Source organism: Saccharopolyspora hordei (genome assembly GCF_013410345.1).
GTDB classification, from domain to species: Bacteria; Actinomycetota; Actinomycetes; order Mycobacteriales; family Pseudonocardiaceae; genus Saccharopolyspora; species Saccharopolyspora hordei.
This window is the reverse complement of the sequence record NZ_JACCFJ010000001.1, coordinates 3,864,648-3,883,639: the sequence shown is the minus strand read 5'-3', so window position 1 is coordinate 3,883,639 and position 18,992 is coordinate 3,864,648. Positions and strand designations below refer to the sequence as shown.

General features: G+C 73.9%; 13 protein-coding genes. 4 read left to right on the top strand and 9 right to left on the bottom strand.

The features are described 5' to 3' along the window. The first annotated feature begins 31 nt into the window (after window positions 1-31). The 3 genes from HNR68_RS17785 to htpG all read left to right on the top strand — a co-directional run bounded on the left by HNR68_RS17785 (window position 32) and on the right by htpG (window position 3,184). Window positions 32-181 (top strand): hypothetical protein, encoded by a 150-nt coding sequence (locus HNR68_RS17785; RefSeq protein WP_179716377.1) that lies wholly within the window; start codon window positions 32-34, stop codon window positions 179-181. Window positions 182-479: 298 nt separating this feature from the next. Next, complete coding sequence (locus HNR68_RS17780) at window positions 480-1,145, top strand: class I SAM-dependent methyltransferase (protein ID WP_380574947.1); 666 nt, start codon at window positions 480-482, stop codon at window positions 1,143-1,145. Window positions 1,146-1,273: 128 nt separating this feature from the next. After that, the gene (gene htpG, locus HNR68_RS17775) at window positions 1,274-3,184 is read left to right on the top strand and encodes a molecular chaperone HtpG (RefSeq protein WP_179722591.1); all 1,911 of its coding nucleotides are present in this window, start codon (window positions 1,274-1,276) and stop codon (window positions 3,182-3,184) included. A gap of 174 nt (window positions 3,185-3,358) precedes the next feature. Here htpG and acnA read toward each other — a convergent pair whose 3' ends face one another. Then, a complete protein-coding gene (acnA, locus tag HNR68_RS17770; protein ID WP_179722589.1) occupies window positions 3,359-6,175 on the bottom strand; it encodes an aconitate hydratase AcnA in 2,817 nt (938 codons plus the stop codon). A gap of 248 nt (window positions 6,176-6,423) precedes the next feature. Here acnA and HNR68_RS17765 point away from each other — a divergent pair, with 248 nt between their 5' ends. Then, window positions 6,424-7,386 (top strand): EamA family transporter, encoded by a 963-nt coding sequence (locus tag HNR68_RS17765; protein WP_179722587.1) that lies wholly within the window; start codon window positions 6,424-6,426, stop codon window positions 7,384-7,386. A gap of 54 nt (window positions 7,387-7,440) precedes the next feature. Here HNR68_RS17765 and HNR68_RS17760 read toward each other — a convergent pair whose 3' ends face one another. Genes HNR68_RS17760 through HNR68_RS17725 form a run of 8 tightly spaced genes read right to left on the bottom strand, consistent with a single transcriptional unit; the run spans window position 7,441 to window position 18,874 of the window. Continuing rightward, the gene (locus HNR68_RS17760; RefSeq protein ID WP_343050216.1) at window positions 7,441-9,345 is read right to left on the bottom strand and encodes a cation-translocating P-type ATPase; all 1,905 of its coding nucleotides are present in this window, start codon (window positions 9,343-9,345) and stop codon (window positions 7,441-7,443) included. 20 nt (window positions 9,346-9,365) lie between these two features. Continuing rightward, window positions 9,366-10,091, bottom strand: a complete 726-nt coding sequence (locus HNR68_RS17755) for a sirohydrochlorin chelatase (RefSeq protein WP_179722585.1) — start codon at window positions 10,089-10,091, stop codon at window positions 9,366-9,368. Then, on the bottom strand, window positions 10,088-11,224 hold the full coding sequence (locus HNR68_RS17750; RefSeq protein WP_179722582.1) for a uroporphyrinogen-III synthase: 1,137 nt from the start codon (window positions 11,222-11,224) through the stop codon (window positions 10,088-10,090). Before HNR68_RS17750 ends, HNR68_RS17755 begins: the two co-directional genes overlap by 4 nt. Beyond that, the gene (gene nirD, locus HNR68_RS17745; RefSeq protein WP_179722580.1) at window positions 11,221-11,547 is read right to left on the bottom strand and encodes a nitrite reductase small subunit NirD; all 327 of its coding nucleotides are present in this window, start codon (window positions 11,545-11,547) and stop codon (window positions 11,221-11,223) included. Before nirD ends, HNR68_RS17750 begins: the two co-directional genes overlap by 4 nt. Next, a complete protein-coding gene (gene nirB, locus HNR68_RS17740; protein ID WP_179722578.1) occupies window positions 11,544-14,057 on the bottom strand; it encodes a nitrite reductase large subunit NirB in 2,514 nt (837 codons plus the stop codon). Before nirB ends, nirD begins: the two co-directional genes overlap by 4 nt. After that, on the bottom strand, window positions 14,054-15,439 hold the full coding sequence (locus tag HNR68_RS17735) for an FAD-dependent oxidoreductase (RefSeq protein WP_179722576.1): 1,386 nt from the start codon (window positions 15,437-15,439) through the stop codon (window positions 14,054-14,056). The genes nirB and HNR68_RS17735 overlap by 4 nt, the downstream gene beginning before the upstream one ends. After that, entirely contained in the window at window positions 15,436-17,511 is a 2,076-nt protein-coding gene (locus HNR68_RS17730; protein ID WP_179722574.1) for a molybdopterin-dependent oxidoreductase, read from the bottom strand. The genes HNR68_RS17735 and HNR68_RS17730 overlap by 4 nt, the downstream gene beginning before the upstream one ends. Continuing rightward, on the bottom strand, window positions 17,504-18,874 hold the full coding sequence (locus HNR68_RS17725; RefSeq protein WP_179722572.1) for an MFS transporter: 1,371 nt from the start codon (window positions 18,872-18,874) through the stop codon (window positions 17,504-17,506). Before HNR68_RS17725 ends, HNR68_RS17730 begins: the two co-directional genes overlap by 8 nt. Window positions 18,875-18,992: the final 118 nt, after the last annotated feature.

Sequence of the window (18,992 nt, the reverse complement as noted above, 5' to 3'; positions counted from 1 at the left end):
ACGGGGCGGTTCGCAGAAGGGAGGCAAGGAAGTGGCAACGGTGTGGGTGGCCCTGGCGGCTGAGGCGGTTGTCCTGCTGACGGTGGCGGGCTCGTTGGTCAAGTGGGTGAGCCGTCCCCAGTCGGGCACCCCTGACCAGGCGGTTGACCAGGTCGGTCCGATGACCGAGCGCATCGCCTGAGCAGACGCGCGCGCGGGCTCGGCGGCCGGTGCTGTCCGAGCCCGTACCCCCTGAGCCGACGGTCGTGGAATTCATCTGATCGTCGGCGGAACTGATTTCGTTACACATTTCCCGACATCCTTTTCCCGCGATTCGGCGCGGCGGTTCTCCAGCCCTTTGCGCGAAACGGTCCCATTCCGCTCCGCGGTCGCGCGGTCGCGCACCGTGGTCACGCTGATCGACACGTGATGCCCCCGTGCGCCGCGCTGCCCGATAGGGTGGGCGAGCGAGGCCGAAGCACAACTCGGGAAGGGCATCCGTGACTCCAGCCGAACAGACCCGCGGTCGGCAGCGGGGCACCGTCTCGCCGTCCCGGCCCGGTGCCGGATCGACGCTGGCCGGCTACCGCGCCTTCATCGAACGCGCTGTCCGCAAGCCCGGCCAGGTCGGCGCGGTCGCGCCCAGCTCGCCGAGCCTGGCGCGCGAGATGGCCGCGGTGGTGCCGACCTCCGGCAGGCCGGTCGTGGTGGAGCTCGGGCCCGGGACGGGGGCGCTCAGCGGCGCGATCGCCGAGCGCCTGCCGTCGGGCGGTCGGCACGTGGCCATCGAGCTGGACGGCGGCATGGTCGAGTACCTGCGCGCCGAGCTGCCGTGGCTGGAGGTCGTCCAGGGCGACGCGGCCCGGCTCGGCGACCTGCTCAGCGGGCTCGGGATCGAGCGGGTCGACGCGGTGGTCAGCGGGCTGCCGTGGTCGATCTTCCCGGGCGAGCTGCAGCAGGCGATCCTGGACCAGGTCGGCGCGGTGCTCGCGCCCGGCGGCGCCTTCACGACCTTCGCCTACGTGCACGCCCTGGGCATGTCCGGCGCCCGCCTGTTCCGCCGCCGCCTGGACCTGACCTTCGACGAGGTCCTCACCTCGCGCACGGTGTGGCGCAACGTCCCGCCGGCCCGGATCTACGTCTGCCGGCGACCCCGCCGCGGCTGAGGCCCCCGCAGCTCACCCCGTGCCCGGTGCCGCCGGGCCCTGCCGCGCGCTGCCGATAATCATCGTGGTGCGCGGCCGCTCGACCCGCGCCCGCAGTGCGGTCCGAAGCGAAAGGGGAAGCAGCTGAAGTGAGTACGCAGGCGGAAACCCTCGAGTTCCAGGCCGAGGCCCAGCAGCTCCTGCAGCTGATGGTGCACTCGATCTACTCGAACAAGGACGTCTTCCTCCGCGAGTTGATCGCCAACGCCTCGGACGCCCTGGACAAGCTGCGGCTGGAGGCGTTCCGCGACAAGGACCTCGAGGTCGACACCTCCGATCTGCACATCGCCATCGAGGTCGACCGCGAGCAGCGCACGCTCACCGTGCGGGACAACGGCATCGGCATGTCCCGCGACGACGTCGTGTCGCTGATCGGCACCATCGCCAAGTCGGGCACCGGCGAGCTGCTGCGCAAGCTCAAGGAAGCCAGCGACGCGGCGGCCAACGAGCTCATCGGGCAGTTCGGCGTCGGCTTCTACTCCACCTTCATGGTCGCCGACGAGGTGACGCTGGTGACCCGGCGCGCGGGGGAGAGCACCGCGACCCGGTGGAGCTCCACCGGGCAGGGCACCTACACCATCGAGACCGTGGAGGAGGCTCCCCAGGGCACGTCGGTGACCCTGCGCCTCAAGCCCGAGGACGCCGAGGACCACCTCCACGACTACACCGACGAGTGGCGTATCCGCCATATCGTGCAGCGCTACTCCGACTTCATCACCTGGCCGATCCGGATGGAGGTCGAGACCCGGGACGGCGACGGTGGGACCAAGCGCGAGATCCAGACCATCAACTCGATGAAGGCGCTCTGGGCGCGCGGCAAGGACGAGGTCGGCGAGGACGAGTACCGCGAGTTCTACAAGCACCTCAGCCACGACTGGCGCGACCCGCTGGAGACCGTCCACGTCAAGGCCGAGGGCACCTTCGAGTACCAGGCGCTGCTGTTCCTGCCCTCGCACGCGCCCGCCGACCTGTTCGCGCGCGAGCGCACCCGCGGTGTGCACCTCTACGTCAAGCGCGTGTTCATCATGGACGACTGCGAGGCGCTGCTGCCCGACTACCTGCGCTTCGTCAGGGGTGTCGTGGACGCCCAGGACCTGTCGCTGAACGTGTCGCGGGAGATCCTCCAGCAGGACCGCCACATCAGCCTGATGCGGCGGCGCCTGACCAAGAAGGTGCTGTCGGCGGTGAAGGACATGCGGGCCAACGACGCCGACCGCTACCGGACCTTCTGGACCGAGTTCGGCCAAGCGGTCAAGGAGGGCCTGCTCAGCGATCCGGAGAACCGCGACGCGCTGCTGGACATCGCCTCCTTCGCCTCCACCCACGACCCCGAGCAGCTGACCACGCTGCGCGAGTACGTGGAGCGGATGAAGGACGGGCAGAACCACATCTACTACCTGACCGGCGCGTCGCGGCAGGTCGTGGAGAGCTCGCCGCACATGGAGGCGTTCCGGGCCAAGGGCTACGAGGTGCTCGTGCTCACCGACCCGATCGACGAGATGTGGGTCGACGCGGTGCCGGAGTTCGACGGCAAGCCGCTGAAGTCCATCGCCCGGGGCGAGGTCGACCTCGACGCCGAGGAGGGGGCGGAGGAAGCCGAGGGCGAGCGGGACGAGCAGCGGGAGGAGTTCGCCGCGCTGCTGGAGTGGATGACCGGCGAGCTCGGCGAGCAGGTCCGGCAGGTGCGGTTGTCCTCCCGGCTGACCACCTCCCCGGCGTGCCTGGTGGGCGAGGCCGGGGACCTGACGCCGACGATGGAGAAGGTCTACCGCGCGATGGGCCACGAGGTCCCGCGCACCAAGCGGGTCCTGGAGCTCAACCCGTCGCACCCGCTGGTGGTGGGGCTGCGCAAGGCCCACGCGGAACGCGGCGACGCCCCGGAGCTGTCCGAGGTGGTCGAGCTGCTGCACGGCATGGCCTTGCTCGCCGAGGGCGGCGAGGTCGCCGACCCGGCCCGCTTCAGCCGCCTGCTGGCCGACCGCCTGGCGAGCACGCTGTGATCCCCGCCGGGTCGTGCGCGTCCGGCGAGCGCGCACGGCCCGGTCGCGATCCGCGGTGTTCGCCATCCCGGAGCGCCGCGGCGCGGGACTCACCCAGCGGGCCGACGCAGACGGGCCCGGCGCGCTTGTGGCGCACCGGGCCCGGTCACTGCACCTGCCGGATGGGGCAGGGGATCAGGAGCGGATCATCTTCCGCAGCACGTACTGCAGGATGCCGCCGTTGCGGTAGTAGTCCGCCTCACCGGGGGTGTCGATGCGGACCGTGGCGTCGAACTCGACCTTGGAGCCGTCGGCCTTGGTCGCGGTCACCTTCACGGTCCGCGGGGTCTCACCCTCGTTGAGCTTGGTGATGCCCGCGATGTCGTAGGTCTCCGTGCCGTCCAGGCCCAGCGACTTCGCGGACTGGCCCTCCGGGAACTGCAGCGGGATGACGCCCATGCCGATCAGGTTCGAGCGGTGGATGCGCTCGAAGGACTCGGCGATGACGGCGCGGACCCCGAGCAGGCGGGTGCCCTTCGCGGCCCAGTCGCGCGAGGAACCGGAGCCGTACTCCTTGCCGCCGAGCACCACCAGCGGGATGTTCTTGGCGGCGTAGTTCTGCGCGGCGTCGTAGATGGAGGTCTGCGGGCCGCCTTCCTGCGTGAAGTCCCGGGTGTAGCCACCCTGCACGTCGTCCAGCAGCAGGTTGCGCAGCCGGATGTTGGCGAAGGTGCCCCGGATCATCACCTCGTGGTTGCCGCGGCGGGAGCCGTAGGAGTTGAAGTCCTTGCGCTCGATGCCGTGCTCGGTGAGGTACCGGCCCGCCGGCGAGTCCGGCTTGATCGCACCGGCCGGCGAGATGTGGTCGGTGGTGACCGAGTCACCGAGCAGCGCCAGCACGCGAGCGCCCTCGATGTCGGTGACCGGCTTGGGCTCCAGCTCCATGCCCTCGAAGTACGGGGGCTTGCGCACGTAGGTGGAGTTCGGGTCCCACTCGAAGGTCTCGCCCTCCGGGGTGGGCAGCGACTGCCAACGCTCGTCACCCTTGAAGACGTCCTCGTAGGACTTGGTGAACATCTCGTTGGTGATCGCCGAGTCGATGACGTTCTGGACCTCCTGCGGCGACGGCCAGATGTCGCGCAGGTAGACCGGCTTGCCCTCGGTGTCGGTGCCCAGCGGGTCGTTCTCGAAGTCGAAGTCCATCGAGCCCGCGAGCGCGTAGGCGATGACCAGCGGCGGCGAGGCCAGGTAGTTCATCTTGACGTCGGGGTTGATCCGGCCCTCGAAGTTCCGGTTGCCCGACAGCACCGAGACCACCGACAGGTCGTTCTCCTGCACCGCGGCGGAGATCTCCTCCGGCAGCGGACCGGAGTTGCCGATGCAGGTGGTGCAGCCGTAGCCGACCAGGTGGAAGCCCAGCTTCTCCAGGTACGGCCAGAGCCCGGCCTTCTCGTAGTAGTCGGTGACGACCTGCGAGCCGGGGGCCATCGAGGTCTTGACCCACGGCTTGCGGGTCAGGCCCTTCTCCACGGCGTTGCGGGCCAGCAGCGCCGCGCCCAGCATCACCGAGGGGTTGGAGGTGTTGGTGCAGGAGGTGATCGAGGCGATCACCACGGCACCGTGGTCGAGCTCGAACTCACCGAGCTCCTCGGAGGACACCTTGACCGGCTTGGAGACGCGGCCGTTGGCGCCGTTGGCGGCCGAGAAGATCTTCGGCGGGGCCTCGCTGTGGGTCACCGCCGGGGCGTCGCTGGCCGGGAAGGACTCCTCACCGGCCTCGTCCAGCGCGGCGTCGTCGGCGTTCTCGACCTTGACGTAGTCGGTCAGCGCGGTGCGGAACGCCTGCTTGGCCGCGGCCAGCTCGATGCGGTCCTGCGGGCGCTTCGGGCCGGCGATGGACGGGACCACGGTGGACAGGTCCAGCTCGAGGTACTCGGAGTACTCCGGCTCGTGGCTCGGGTCGTGCCACAGGCCCTGCTCCTTGGCGTAGGCCTCGACCAGCGCGACCTGCTCGGCCGGGCGGCCGGTGAGCTTGAGGTAGCGGATGGTCTCGTCGTCGATCGGGAAGATCGCCGCGGTGGAGCCGAACTCCGGGCTCATGTTGCCGATGGTGGCGCGGTTGGCCAGCGGCACCGAGGCCACACCGGAGCCGTAGAACTCGACGAACTTGCCGACCACGCCGTGCTTGCGCAGCATCTCGGTGATCGTGAGCACCACGTCGGTGGCGGTGGCGCCGGCCGGGATCTCACCGGTCAGCTTGAAGCCGACCACGCGCGGGATGAGCATCGACACGGGCTGGCCGAGCATCGCGGCCTCGGCCTCGATGCCGCCGACGCCCCAGCCCAGCACGCCCAGGCCGTTGACCATGGTGGTGTGCGAGTCGGTGCCGACGCAGCTGTCCGGGTAGGCCTGGCCGTTGCGGGCCATCACGGTGCGGGCCAGGTGCTCGATGTTGACCTGGTGCACGATGCCGGTGCCCGGCGGGACGACCTTGAACTCGTCGAAGGCGCCCTGGCCCCAGCGCAGGAACTGGTAGCGCTCCTTGTTGCGGCCGTACTCGAACTCGACGTTGCGCTCGAAGGCGTCCGGCTTGCCGAACACGTCGATGATCACCGAGTGGTCGATGACCAGCTCGGCCGGGGCCAGCGGGTTGACCTTGGAGGTGTCACCGCCGAGCTCGGCGACGGCCTCGCGCATGGTGGCCAGGTCGACCACGCAGGGCACACCGGTGAAGTCCTGCATGATCACCCGCGCCGGGGTGAACTGGATCTCGGTGGACGGCTCGGCCTTGGCGTCCCAGTTGGCCAGCGCGCGCACGTGGTCGGCGGTGATGTTCGCGCCGTCCTCGGTGCGCAGCAAGTTCTCCAGGAGGATCTTGAGGCTGTAGGGCAGCCGCTGCGCCCCGTCGACCGCGCTGAGCCGGAACACCTCGTAGGAGGCGTCGCCGACGTTCAGCGTGCCGCGGGCGCCGAAGCTGTCCTTGCTCGCAGGTGCAGTCACGTTCAACTCCATCTCGCGACGGGCGCAAGTTCGGGAACGATTGCGAGTCTCGCGCACGTCGGCCGAGCATGCGCGCAGAACCCGCTCTCACGTCACCCTTAACAGTACGCTTGTCCTGCAATGGCGCTCAACTGAGGGTCGGCAAAGTTGGGGCCGCGTGTGCCAGCCCGTGCAAAACCGTCGTTTTTCCCACGGCTCGGCGCGGGGTGGCACGCCGGTACCGGAACGGCTTGCCGGGCGGACGCCACGCGCGTGCTTCGATGGGAGGCGTGCGCAGTCCGACCACCAGCACCAAGTCCGCGGGCGTGGCCGTCGCGATCGCCTCCGCGTTCTGCTTCGGCGGCTCGGGGCCGTTCGCCAAGCCGCTGATCGCCGCGGGGTTCAGCTCGCTCGACGTGGCGTGGCTGCGGTTGGTCGGCGGCGCGCTGCTCATGCTGCCCTTCGCGCTCCGGCACGCCGCGGCCGTGCGCAAGGCGCCCAAGCTCCTCGTCGGGTACGGGCTGTTCGCCATCGCCGGGGTCCAGGTCTGCTACTTCGCGGCGATCGCCCGCGTGCCGGTCGGGGTGGCGCTGCTCATCGAGTTCCTCGGGCCGGTGCTGGTGCTGGGCTGGATCCGGTTCGTCCGCCGGCGCCCGGTGAGCCCCTCGGCCGCCATCGGGGTGGCGATCGCGGTGGTCGGCCTGGCGTGCGTCGTGGAGCTGTGGGCGGGACTGAGCTTCGACCCGGTCGGCCTGCTGCTCGCGCTGGGCGCCGCCGGCTGCCAGGCGGCGTACTTCCTGCTGTCCGACAGCGGACCCGAGGTCGACCCGCTCGCGCTCGCCGGGTTCGGGCTGCTGCTCGGCGCGGCGGTGGTGACCGCGGTCGCGCAGCCCTGGGAGAGGGACTGGACGCTGCTGCTCGGCGAGGTCGAGCTGGCCGGCCACGCGCTGCCGGCGCTGGTGGCCGTGGCGTGGATCGTCGTGGTCAGCACAGTGCTGGCGTACCTGACCGGCATCGTGGCGGTCCGCCGGCTGTCGCCGCAGGTGGCGGGCGCGGTCGCGTTCCTCGAACCGGTGGTGGCCACCCTGCTGGCCTGGGCGCTGCTGGCCGAGGCGCTCGGCCCGGTCCAGCTGCTCGGCGGTGCGTTGATCCTCGCCGGCGCCTACACCGCCCAGCGCTCCGCCCCGGCGACCACGCAGGCCGCGGAACTGGCCGGGGTCTCCGCAGGGTCCTCGCGCGGGTGAGACGGGGGCGAGCCCGGGGTGGCGACGAGGTGAACCCGTCCGGGACAGCGCAGGTCAGGTGGTGCCGCCCCAGGACTGCCAGCCCCGCACCGCCAGCGTCGCGGCGAGCGAGGTGGCCAGCGCGATGCCCCACTGGTGCGGCAGCAGGGGGCTGGAGCCGAAGAACCGGCTGACGCCGGGCACCTGCACGACGACGGCGAGCAGCACCAGCGAGCCCGCGCCCGCGGCGAGCACCAGCGGGGTCCGGCCCCGCACCGCCAGGGTCTGTGCCAGCTGCGCCGCGACGAGCGCGACCAGACCGGTGGTGCGGGCCTGCGCGGCGGTGGACAGCGGGCGGGCCAGCAGCCACGCGAGCCCGGCGCCGCCCGCGGTGGCCGCGGCGCGGGCGCGGACGTCGCGGGCCAGCGCCGCGCCGAGCGAGGCCTCCGGCCCTTCCGCCAGCAGCTTCGCCGGCGTGGCGTCCGGGGGCGGCCGCACCGCGATCGCGATGGCCGGCAGGACGTCGGTGAGCAGGTTGACCGCCAGCAGCTGGCGCGCGGTGAGCCCGGCGGTGGGGCTGACCAGGCCGGTGCCCAGCGCGTGGCCGATCTCGCCCAGGTTGCCGCCCAGCAGGAGCGACAGCGCGTCGCGCACCGACGTCCACGTCCCGCGCCCCTTGACGATGCCGTCGGTCAGCGTCTCGATGCGGTCCTCGGTGACGACGAGGTCGGCCGCCTCCCGCGCAGCTGGGGTGGCGCGGGAACCGAACGCGATGCCCACCTGCGCCAGGGTGATCGCCGGGACGTCGTTGGCGCCGTCACCGGTCATCGCCACCACCCGGCCGCCCGCGCGCATCCGCCCCACCGCGCGGGCCTTCTGCGCCGGGCTGACCCGTGCGAACACCGAGGTGCCGGGCAGCGCGGCGTCCAGCTGCTCGTCGTCGAAGCGGTCCAGCTCCGCACCGGTGAGCACCCGCCCGCCGTTGAGCACGCCGAGCTCGGCCGCGATCGCCTCGGCGGTGCTGGGGTGGTCGCCGGTGATCATGACCACGTCGACGCCGGAGCGGCTCAGCTCCGAGACCGCCTCGGTGGCGGCCGGGTGCACCGGGTCGGACAGGCACAGCAGCCCGACCAGCTCCAGGTCGTCCACACTGGACTCGGTGAGCGCGAACGACCCGGGCACCGCCCGCTCGGCCACCGCCAGCAGCCGGTAGCCGCCCACCGCCAGCCGCTCCACCTCGCGCTCGAACCCGGCCCGCGCCTCGTCGTCCAGCACGCCGCCGGCCCGCCAGCGGGTGCAGCGGTCGAGCACCACCTCCGGGGCGCCCTTGACCGACAGCAGCCGGGCGGTGTGCACCGCGTGGAAGCCCCGCGACGGCTCGAAGGGCAGCTCGGCGATCACCGGTCCGTCGGCCTCGACACCCGCGGCGCGCGCCCCGTCGAGCACCGCGCGGTCGGTCAGGTGGGGCAGCGGGTGCGCGTCGTCCTGCCGCGGGGTGGCCCGCACCCCGGCGGCCACGACCTGGCGGAGGTCGGCGTCGAGGTCCGGGACGGCTCGGCAGGTGCGGCCGTCGGAGACCCGGCTGAGCGCGATGCGGCCCTGGGTGAGGGTCCCGGTCTTGTCGAAGCACAGCGTGTCGACCCGGCCCAGCGCCTCCACCGTCGCCGGGCTGCGCACCAGCACCCCGCGCCGGGCGAGCCGGCGGGCCGCGGCGAGCTCGGCGAGCTCGGCGAGCGTCGCGACGAACGGCACGCCCTCCGGGACGGCGGCCACCGCCAGCCCCACGGACCGCGCGACCGTGCGGCCCAGCGGCACGCCGCGCAGCAGGTCGGCGACCAGCAGCAGCCCGCCGGCACCGAGGGACTGCGGCAGGACCTGGTGATCTCCGGGCCCGACCGCTGGGGCCTGCGCGCGGACCGCCGGCGGGTGCGGTGCGCAGCGCTGGAACTCGTCGTGCTGGACGTCGTGGACCCCCTCCACGGCAGCTGCGGCGCAGCTCGCTACGCGATCCCGTCCCAGTGGGGGTACCCGGCCGTGCCCAGGGGAACCACGCGGCCCGCCCGGGTGCCGGCCTCGGCCCAGGCGGCCTGGTAGCGGCGGGCGAGCAGCTCCACGACGGCCGGGTGGTCGCCGATCGGGTCCGCGACCCCGGCCACCGGCAGCCCCGCCAGCCGCCGGTGGAACAGCCCGGGTGCCAGTAGGTACGGCGCGACGACGTCGCCGGGACGGCAGACCTCGGCGGTGGCCGGGCGCGCGGTGCTGACGTAGCTCGGGACCAGCCGCTGCCCGCAGCGCAGGCCCAGCAGCCGGGCCGCCGTGCGCACGTCGGCCAGCGCGCGCTCGTCGGAGGACCCGGCGGCGGCGAACACCACCCGCGCACCGGGCCGCCACCCGGCGGCGCGCAACCGCTCCAGCATCACCGCGGCGAGCTGCGGCGCCGGCCCCAGGGACCGGCCGAGCACGACGTCCCGCCGCCCGCTGGCGGCGACCTGCGCCGGGAGGTCGGTGCGCACGTGGTACCCGGCGGCCAGGAACGCAGGCACCGCGACCACCGGGCCGTCGAGCCCGCGCAGCGCCTCGACCACGGTCGGCCCGATGACGTCGACGTAGGCCACGCGCACCGGCACGTCGAGCCGGTCGGCGGTCGCGGCGGCGAGCCGCTCGACGACCCGGGGACCGGCCGGGTCGCGGGTGCCGTGCGCGACCAGCAGCAGCGACGGGCTCATGACCGCGCGCACCGGGGAGCGTCGGCGACCGGTTCGAACGGGAGCCGGTAGCCGCGCTTGATCACGGTCTGCACCAGCTCGGGAGCCCCCAGCGCCGCCCGCAGGCGGGCCACCGCCTGCTCCACCGCGTGCTCGTCCGCCGAGCCACCGGCGCCGCGGAGCGCCTGGCCCAGCTCCCGCCGCGACACCACCCGCCCCGGCCGCTCGGCCAGCACGCCCAGCAGCGTCCGGCCCTGCGGGGAGAGCGGCTTGAGCACCCCGTCCACGACCGCGGCGTGCCCCCGCACCTGCAGCTCCCGGCCGGCCACCGGCAGGACCGGGGCGCGGCGGGGCAGTTCGTCGCACAGCGAGTGCACCAGCGCGCCGAGGCGGAACCGCCGGGGCACCACCGCGGGCACGTCGTGGTCGGCCAGCGGCGCGTGCGCCACCGGCCCGACGCAGGCGGCCAGCACCGGACCGCGCAGCGCCGCCAGCAGCTCTTCCCGGCACCGCAGCTCCGCGGCCAGCGACAGCAGGCCGACCGCGGCGGGCGCGCTGGTGAAGGTCACCGCGTCGACCTCCCGCGCGCACACCGACCGCAGCAGGTCCTCCAGGGCACCGACGTCGGCGGGCGCGGTCCAGCGGTAGACCGGCACCTCGACGACCTCCGCGCCGGCGCAGCGCAGCGCCTCGACGAAGTCCGGCAGCGGCCGGCCGTGCAGCTGCACCGCGACCCGGACCCCGGTCAGGTCCCGCTCGAGCAGGTGCTCCAGCAGTTCCGCGGAGGACTCCGACTCGGGCGACCACGGGTCGGGCAGCCCGGCGGCGCGCACCGCCCCGCGTGCCTTCGGCCCGCGCGCGAGCAGCTGGGCTCCGCGCAGCGCGTCCAGCAGGTCCGCGCTGATGCCCCACCCGTCGGCCGCGTCGACCCAGCCGCGGAAGCCGATGCCGGTGGTGGCCACCACCACGTCGGGCGGCTCCGCCAGGAAGCCGCGGCTGACCCGGTGCAGCTCGGCGTCGTCGGCCAGCGGCAGGATCCGCAGCGCCGGGCCGTGCACGACCCGCGCGCCGCGGTGGGCCAGCAGCGACCCGAGCTCGTCGGCCCGCCGTGCCGCGGTCACCGCGACGGTGTACCCAGCGAGTGCGTCGGTCACGGGAGGGCGACCTCCACCACGCCGTCCGGGCGGCGGCGGACCGGGTAGACCGGCAGCCGCGCCGACGGGTCGTCCAGGCACTGCCCGGTGCGCAGCGAGAAGACCTGCTTGAGCATCGGCGAGGCGACGGTGGGTTCCCCGCCGCGGTCGCCGACGATGCCGCGGCTGATCACGCCCGCCCCGCAGAACGGGTCGACGTTGCCCACCGCGTACAGCTCGTCGTCGTGGGTCCGGAACACCGCCACCGGCCGGTCTTGGACCAGCGCGGGCACCCCGTACTCGGGCGGCAGCATCTCCAGCGCGCAGATCGGTTGCCAGGTCACGAGGACACCTCCTGGGTCGCGAAGGCGGGCATCGGCAGCGCCACCGGGCCGGGCCGGATCTGGCCGCGCTCCTCGACGAAGCGGATGGTCGGGTCCGGTGCCTCGGGGGCGTTGACGAAGGAGACGAAGCGGGCCAGCTTGTCGGGGTCGGCCAGCACCCCGGCCCACTCGTCGGTGTAGCTGTCGACGTGGCGCTGCATGGCCTCTTCCAGCTCCGCGGCGATGCCGAGCGAGTCCTCGACGACGACCTCGCGCAGGTGGTCCAGGCCGCCGTCCAGCGACTCCAGCCACGCCGAGGTGCGCTGCAGCCGGTCCGCGGTGCGCACGTAGAACATCAGGAACCGGTCGATGAGCTGCACCAGCCGCTCGTCGTCGAGGTCGGCGGCCAGCAGCTCGGCGTGCCGCGGGGTGAACCCGCCGTTGCCGCCGACGTAGAGGTTCCAGCCCTTCTCGGTGGCGATCACGCCGAAGTCCTTGCCGCGCGCCTCGGCGCACTCGCGGGCGCACCCGGACACCCCGGCCTTGACCTTGTGCGGCGCCCGCAGCCCCCGGTAGCGCAGCTCCAGGCGGATGGCCATGCTGACCGAGTCCTGCACGCCGTAGCGGCACCAGTCGTTGCCGACGCAGGACTTCACGGTGCGCAGCGCCTTGCCGTAGGCGTGGCCCGACTCGAACCCGGCGTCGACCAGCCGCCGCCAGATCCGCGGCAGCTGCTCCACCCGCGCGCCGAACAGGTCGATGCGCTGGCCGCCGGTGATCTTGGTGTAGAGGCCGAACTCCTTGGCCACCTCGCCCAGCACGATGAGCTTGTCCGGGGTGATCTCACCGCCGGGCACCCGGGGCACCACCGAGTAGGTGCCGTTGCGCTGCAGGTTGGCCAGGAACCGGTCGTTGGTGTCCTGCAGCCCGGCCTGCTCGCCGTCCAGGACGTGCCCGTGGCCGAGGCTGGCCAGGATCGAGGCGACGACGGGCTTGCAGATGTCGCAGCCGCGCCCGGTGCCGTGCTTGCCGATCAGCTCGGAGAACGAGCGGGTACCGGTGGCCCGCACGATCTCGAAGAGCTCGCTGCGCGACTGCGGGAAGTGCTCGCACAGCGCCGTGGAGGTGACCACCCCGCACTCGCCGAGCAGCGTCTTCAGCATCGGCACGCAGGAACCGCAGCTGGTGCCGGCCCGCGTGCAGGCCTTGACCCCCGGCACGTCGGTGAGCTGCTGCTCGGTGATCGCGGTGGTGATGTCCTGCTTGGTCACGTTGTTGCAGGAGCACACCGTGGCGTCGGCGGGCAGCGCCCCGGCGTCCACACCGGACCCGGCGGGCAGCAGCAGCTGCTCGGGCGGCGCGGGCAGCTCGCGGCCCACCAGCGGCCGCAGCACCGAGTACGCACCGGCGTCGCCGACGAGGACACCGCCGAGCAGCACCCGCGCGTCGTCGCTGAGCACCAGCTTGGCGTAGGTGCCCGCCGCGTTGTTGGCGTAGACGACCTCCAGCGCGCCCGGGGTCTGGCCGTGCGCGTCACCGAAGCTGGCCACGTCGACGCCGAGCAGCTTGAGCTTGGTGGACAGGTCGGCGCCGGGGAAGGTGCCGTCGCCGAGCTCGAGCAGCTGCTCGGCGACCCCCTCGGCCATGCTGTAGCCGGGGGCGACCAGCCCGTAGCAGCGCCCCTGCACCGCGGCGCACTCGCCGACGGCCCAGACGCGCTCGTCGCTGGTGCGGCAGAACTCGTCGACCAGGAACCCGCCGCGCTCGCCGCGCTCCAGCCCGGCGACCTCGGCCAGCTCGTCGCGTGGCCGCACGCCCGCGGAGAACACCACCAGCTCGGCGTCGAGGACGGTGCCGTCGGCCAGCGCGATCGAGCGGACCCGGTCGTCGCCGTCGATGGATTCGATCGCCGCGCCGCAGTGCACGGTCAGCCCGAGGTCGGTGACCAGCCGGCCGAGCACCTGTCCGCCGCCCTCGTCGACCTGCAGCGGCATCAGCCGCGGTGCCATCTCCACGACGTGGGTGCGCATCCCCAGCCGCCGCAGCGCCCCGGCCGCCTCCAGACCGAGCAGCCCGCCGCCGATGACCACGCCCGGCGCGCCCTCGGTGGCGGCGGCGCGGATGGCGTCGAGGTCCTCGATGGTGCGGTAGACGAAGCAGCCGTCGAGGTCGCGGCCCGGCACCGGCGGCACGAACGGCCGCGACCCGGTGGCCAGCACCAGCGCGTCGTAGCCCACCACGGAACCGTCCGCTGTGGACACCGTGCGGGCGGCGCGGTCGACGCCGGTCACCGCGGTGCCCAGTCGCAGCTCGACCATCGGGTCGTCCCAGACGTCCTGGCCGGTCAGGCTCAGGTCCTCGGCGCTCTTGCCGTCCAAGTAGGACGACAGCGCCACCCGGTCGTAGGCGGGCCGGGGTTCCTCGCCGAACACGACGACGCGCCACGCGTCGGTCGCGTCGCGCTGCCGGACCGCCTCGACCAACCGGTGTCCGACCATGCCGTGGCCGATGACGATGAGCGTGCGGGTCATGCCGCTCCCTCCTCCTGGTGTTCGGTTCGCTCGGCCAGGGCCGCGCAGAGGCGCGCCACGTCGTCGGCGCAGCCACCGCAGCCCGTGGTTGCCCGCGTTGCCCGGGCCAGTTCGGGGACCGAGCGGGCACCGCCCTCCCAAGCGGTGCGCAGGGACTCCTTCGTGACGGTGTTGCAGCGGCAGACCACCGCGTCGTCCGGCAGCTCGACCGGTGCGCCGGGCACGGCCGCCGGGGTGCCCAGCAGCAGCGCGAGGCGGTCACCGGGCAGCGGTCGGTCGCCGTCGTAGAGCTGGGTGACCGAGGCGGTGGCCTCCGGGAGCCCGAACAGCACCGCGCCGGCGATCCGCTCGTCCCGCAGCGCGACCTTCGCGTAGCGGCCCCGCGCCGGGTCGGACAGCGTGACGACCTCGGCGTCGGTGCTGTCCAGGTCGTCCGGTGCGCCGATCGAGACCAGCTCGATGCCGCGCGCCTTGAGCCGGGTGACGGTCCGGACGCCGGGGTAGCGGGTGTCGGCCCCGCAGAGCAGGCCGGCGAGGGCGTCGGCCTGCTCCCAGGCGGGCGCGACCAGCCCCGGCGTGCGGCCGCGGTGCTCGGCGCAGTCGCCGATCGCGTGGATGCGCGGGTCGCTGGTGCGCAGCCGGTCGTCGACCACGATCCCGCGCCGCACCCGCAGCCCGGCCCGCTCCGCCAGCGCGGTCTCCGGCACCACGCCGGTGCAGGCGACCACCAGCTGCGCCGGGACCTCCGTGCCGTCGTCCAGCACCAGCGTCCCCGGCCGGTGGGCGACCGCGCTGCGCCCCTGGTGCAGCGCGATGCCGAGCTCGGTGAGCCGTTCGGCCAGCAGCCGCCCGCCGGTGGGGTCCAGCTGGCGGTCCATCGGGTGCGGTCGCGGGTGCACCACCGCCACCTCGCGGCCGCGCGCCAGCAGCGCCAGCGCCGCTTCCACCCCGAGCACCCCGCCGCCCAGCACGGCCACCGGGCCGGGGACGTCGTCGATGCGCTCGCAGTCGGCCACCGTGCGCAGCGGGTGGAGGCGGTCGTCCGGCAGGCCGGTGATCTCGGGAAGCCGCGCGCGGGACCCGGTGGCCAGCACCAGGACGTCGTAGCCGACCTCCTCGCCGGTGCTGGTGCGCACCACCCGCCGGTCGCGGTCGATCCCAGTGGCGGCGACCCCCAGCCGGACCTCGGCGTCCACGTCGGGCAGTCGCAGCGCCTCGGCGGGCAGCGCCCGCGACAGCACCGACCCCAGCAGCACCCGGTTGTAGGCCGGGCGCGGTTCGTCGCCCAGCACCACGACGGGGCCGGTGTGGCCGCGCGCTCGCAGCCGCTCGACCAGCCGGTGAGCCGCGGGGCCGTTGCCGACGATGACGACGCGCTTCACCGGGGCACCTCCTCCCGCGCGGGTTCGACCCGCACCGCGCTGACCTTGAACTCGGGCATCCGGCTGCGCGGGTCGAGCGCGTCGCCGGTGAGCAGGTTCGCCCGGCCCGCGCCGGGGAAGTGGAACGGCAGGAACACCGTGTCGGTGCGCATGGTGGCGACCACCCGCACCCGCGCCAGCGCGCTCCCGCGCGGCGAGGTCACCCGGGCCAGCGCGCCGTCGGTGAGCCCGGCGCGGACGGCGGTGTCCGGGTGGATCTCGACGAACGCCTCGGAGGCGGCCGCGGTGAGCTCGTCGACCCGCCTGGTCTGCGCCCCGGACTGGTACTGCGCCAGCACGCGGCCGGTGGTGGCGGTCAGCGGGAACACCCCCTGCGGGACCTCGGCGGGCTCGCGGTGCTCCACCGGGGCGAACCGGGCGCGCCCGTCGGGGTGCGCGAAGGAGTCCAGGAACAACCGCGGCGTGCCGGGGTGCGCGGCGTCCGGGCAGGGCCAGTGCAGGGCCTCGCCGGCGTCGAGCCGCTCGTAGCTGATCCCGGCGTAGTCGGCCCGGCCGCCGGCCGACGCCCGGCGCAGCTCGTCGAACACCTCCCGCGGCCCGGTGGGGAAGCGGTGGCCGGGCTGGCCGAGCCGCACCGCCAGGCCGTGCAGGACCTCGAGGTCGCTGCGCGCGTGCCCGGGCGGCACCCGCAACCGCCGTCGCCGCAGCACCCGGCCCTCGAGGTTGGTCATGGTGCCGTCCTCCTCGGCCCACTGCGTGACCGGCAGCACCACGTCCGCCAGCTGCGCGGTCTCCGACGGCACGAAGTCGGCCACCACCAGGAGGTCCAGCGTGGACAGACGCTCGGTGACGTGCGCGGCGTTGGGGGCGGAGACCACCGGGTTGGACCCGAAGACCAGCAGCGCGCGCGGACCGTCCGGGGTGCCCAGCGCGTCCAGCAGCTCGTAGGCGCTGCGGCCCGGACCGGGCAGCGCTTCGGGCGGCACGCCCCACACCCCGGCGACGTGCTCCCGGGCCGCGGGGTCGGTGATGGACCGGTACCCGGGCAGCTGGTCGGCCTTCTGCCCGTGCTCGCGCCCGCCCTGGCCGTTGCCCTGCCCGGTCAGGCAGCCGTAGCCGCGCCCGGGCCGCCCCGGCAGGCCCAGGGCGAGCGCCAGGTTGATGAAGCCCGCGACGGTGTCGGTGCCCTTGCTGTGCTGCTCGGCGCCGCGACCGGTGAGCACGTACGCGCTGCGGGCCTCGGCGAGCATCCGCACCGCCCGGCGCTGCGCGGCCACCGGCACGCCGGTGACGCGCTCGACCCGCTCCGGCCACCAGGTCGTCGCCCGCTGCCAGGCCTCCTGGAACCCGGTGGTGCGCGCGGCGATGTAGTCGCCGTCGGTCCAGCCCTCGACCACCGCGATGTGCAGCAGCCCCAGCACCAGCGCCAGGTCGGTGCCGGGTGCGGGCTGCAGGTGCAGCGCGGCGCGCTCGGCGGTGGCGGTGCGGCGCGGGTCGACCACGACCAGCTGCGCGGACCGCAGGTGCTGCATCAGCGGCGGCATGGTCTCCGCCGGGTTGGCCCCGGCCAGCAGCACCACGTCGGCCCCGCGCAGGTCGGTGACCGGGAACGGCAGCCCCCGGTCGACGCCGAAGGCGGCGTTCCCGGCGGCCGCGGCCGAGGACATGCAGAACCGGCCGTTGTAGTCGACCTGGCTGGTGCCCAGCGCGAGCCGGGCGAACTTGCCCAGCAGGTAGGCCTTCTCGTTGGTCAGCCCACCCCCGCCGAACACCCCGACCGCGTCCGGCCCGTGCGCGGCGGCGGTGTCCCGAAGACCGTCGGCGACGGTGCGCAGCGCGGTGTCCCAGTCGACCGCGACGAGCTCCCCGTCCCGGCGCACCAGCGGGTGCCGCAACCGGTCCGGCACGTCCAGCAGGGTCGGCGCGGTCCAGCCCTTCTGGCACAGCCCGCCCCGGTTGACCGGGAAGTCCGTGGGCCGCACCGTGGTGCCGCGCCGCTCGCGGGTCAGCTGGGTGCCGCACTGCAGGGCGCAGTAGGGGCAGTGGGTGGCGACGGTCCGCAGCTCAGGCACTGACGGCCTCCGCCTCCGCCGGCGCCGTGGCGGGCGTGCTCCGCAGGTACACCGCCCAGGTGATGAGGACGCACAGCAGGTAGTAGCAGAGGAACGCCACCAGCGCCGCGTCGCCGTTGGCCGCCTCGCCGCTGTAGGAGGCCCGGAAGGCCACGTTGATCCCCACGCCGCCGAGCGCGCCGACCGCGCCGGCGATGCCGATGACCGCACCCGAGGTCCGGCGGGCCCGGGCGAAGGCCGCGACCGGCTCACCGCCCTCGGCCACCTCGCGCTCGGCCTCCCGGGTGAAGACCGCCGGGATCATCTTGTAGGTGGAGCCGTTGCCGACCCCGGTCAGCACGAACAGCGCGATGAACGCCGCGACGTAGGCCGCGAAGGAGCCCAGCGACGAGGCCAGCAGCAGCGCCGCGGTCCCGGCCGCCATGCCCGCGAACGTCCACAGCGTCACCCGGCCACCGCCGAGCCGGTCGGCCACCCAGCCGCCGAGCGGCCGGGCGAGCGAGCCCAGCAGCGGCCCGAGGGAGGTCCAGGCCGCCGCCTGCAGCGGGGTGAAGCCGAACTCGGTCTGCAGCACCAGGCCGAAGGCGAAGCTGTAGCCGATGAACGACCCGAAGGTGCCCACGTAGAGGGCCGACAGCCACCAGGTGTGCTTGTCCGCGGCGGCCTCGCGCAGCGCGCCGGGCCGGGCGCGCACCGCCGCCACGTTGTCCATGAACAGCGCCGCGCACAGCGCGGCCAGCACGATCAGCGGCAGGTAGAACCCGGCCACCAGGGCCGGGTGGGTGCCGCCCGCGAACGCGATCACCAGCAGCCCGACGACCTGCACCGCCGCCACCCCGAGGTTGCCGCCGCCGGCGTTGAGCCCCAGCGCCCAGCCCTGGTGGCGCTGCGGGAAGAAGGTGGTGATGTTGGTCATCGACGAGGAGAAGTTCCCGCCGCCGAGGCCCGCGGTGGCGCCGACGAGCGCGAACACCCACAGCGGGGTGCCCGGCTGCTGCACGAAGAAGCAGGCCAGCGCGGCGGGCACCAGCAGCACCGCGGTGCTGGCGATCGTCCAGTTCCGGCCGCCGAAGCGGGTCACCGCCGCCGCGTACGGCAGCCGCAGCGCCGCACCCACCAGGTTCGGCGTGATCACCAGCAGGAACTTCTCGGCCGCGGTGAACGGCAGGCCGATCTCCGGCGACATGAACAGCACCAGCACCGACCAAATGCTCCAGACGGAGAAGCCGATGTGCTCCGAGACGATCGAGACGACGAGGTTGCGCCGCGCCACCCGCTTGCCGGTGGACTCCCAGAACGCCTCGTCCTCGGGGTCCCAGTCCTCGATCCAGCGGGTCCTGCCTGCCGGTGCTCGCACGATCAACTCGGCTCCCTCCGTCGGTTGGCCCGAACGTACGAACCGGGTGTTGCGCCTGGGCTCTCGTCGCGTTACCTGGGTGAGAACCCGGCTTCACGCGCCCGGCGACGGCGGTGTGAGCGGG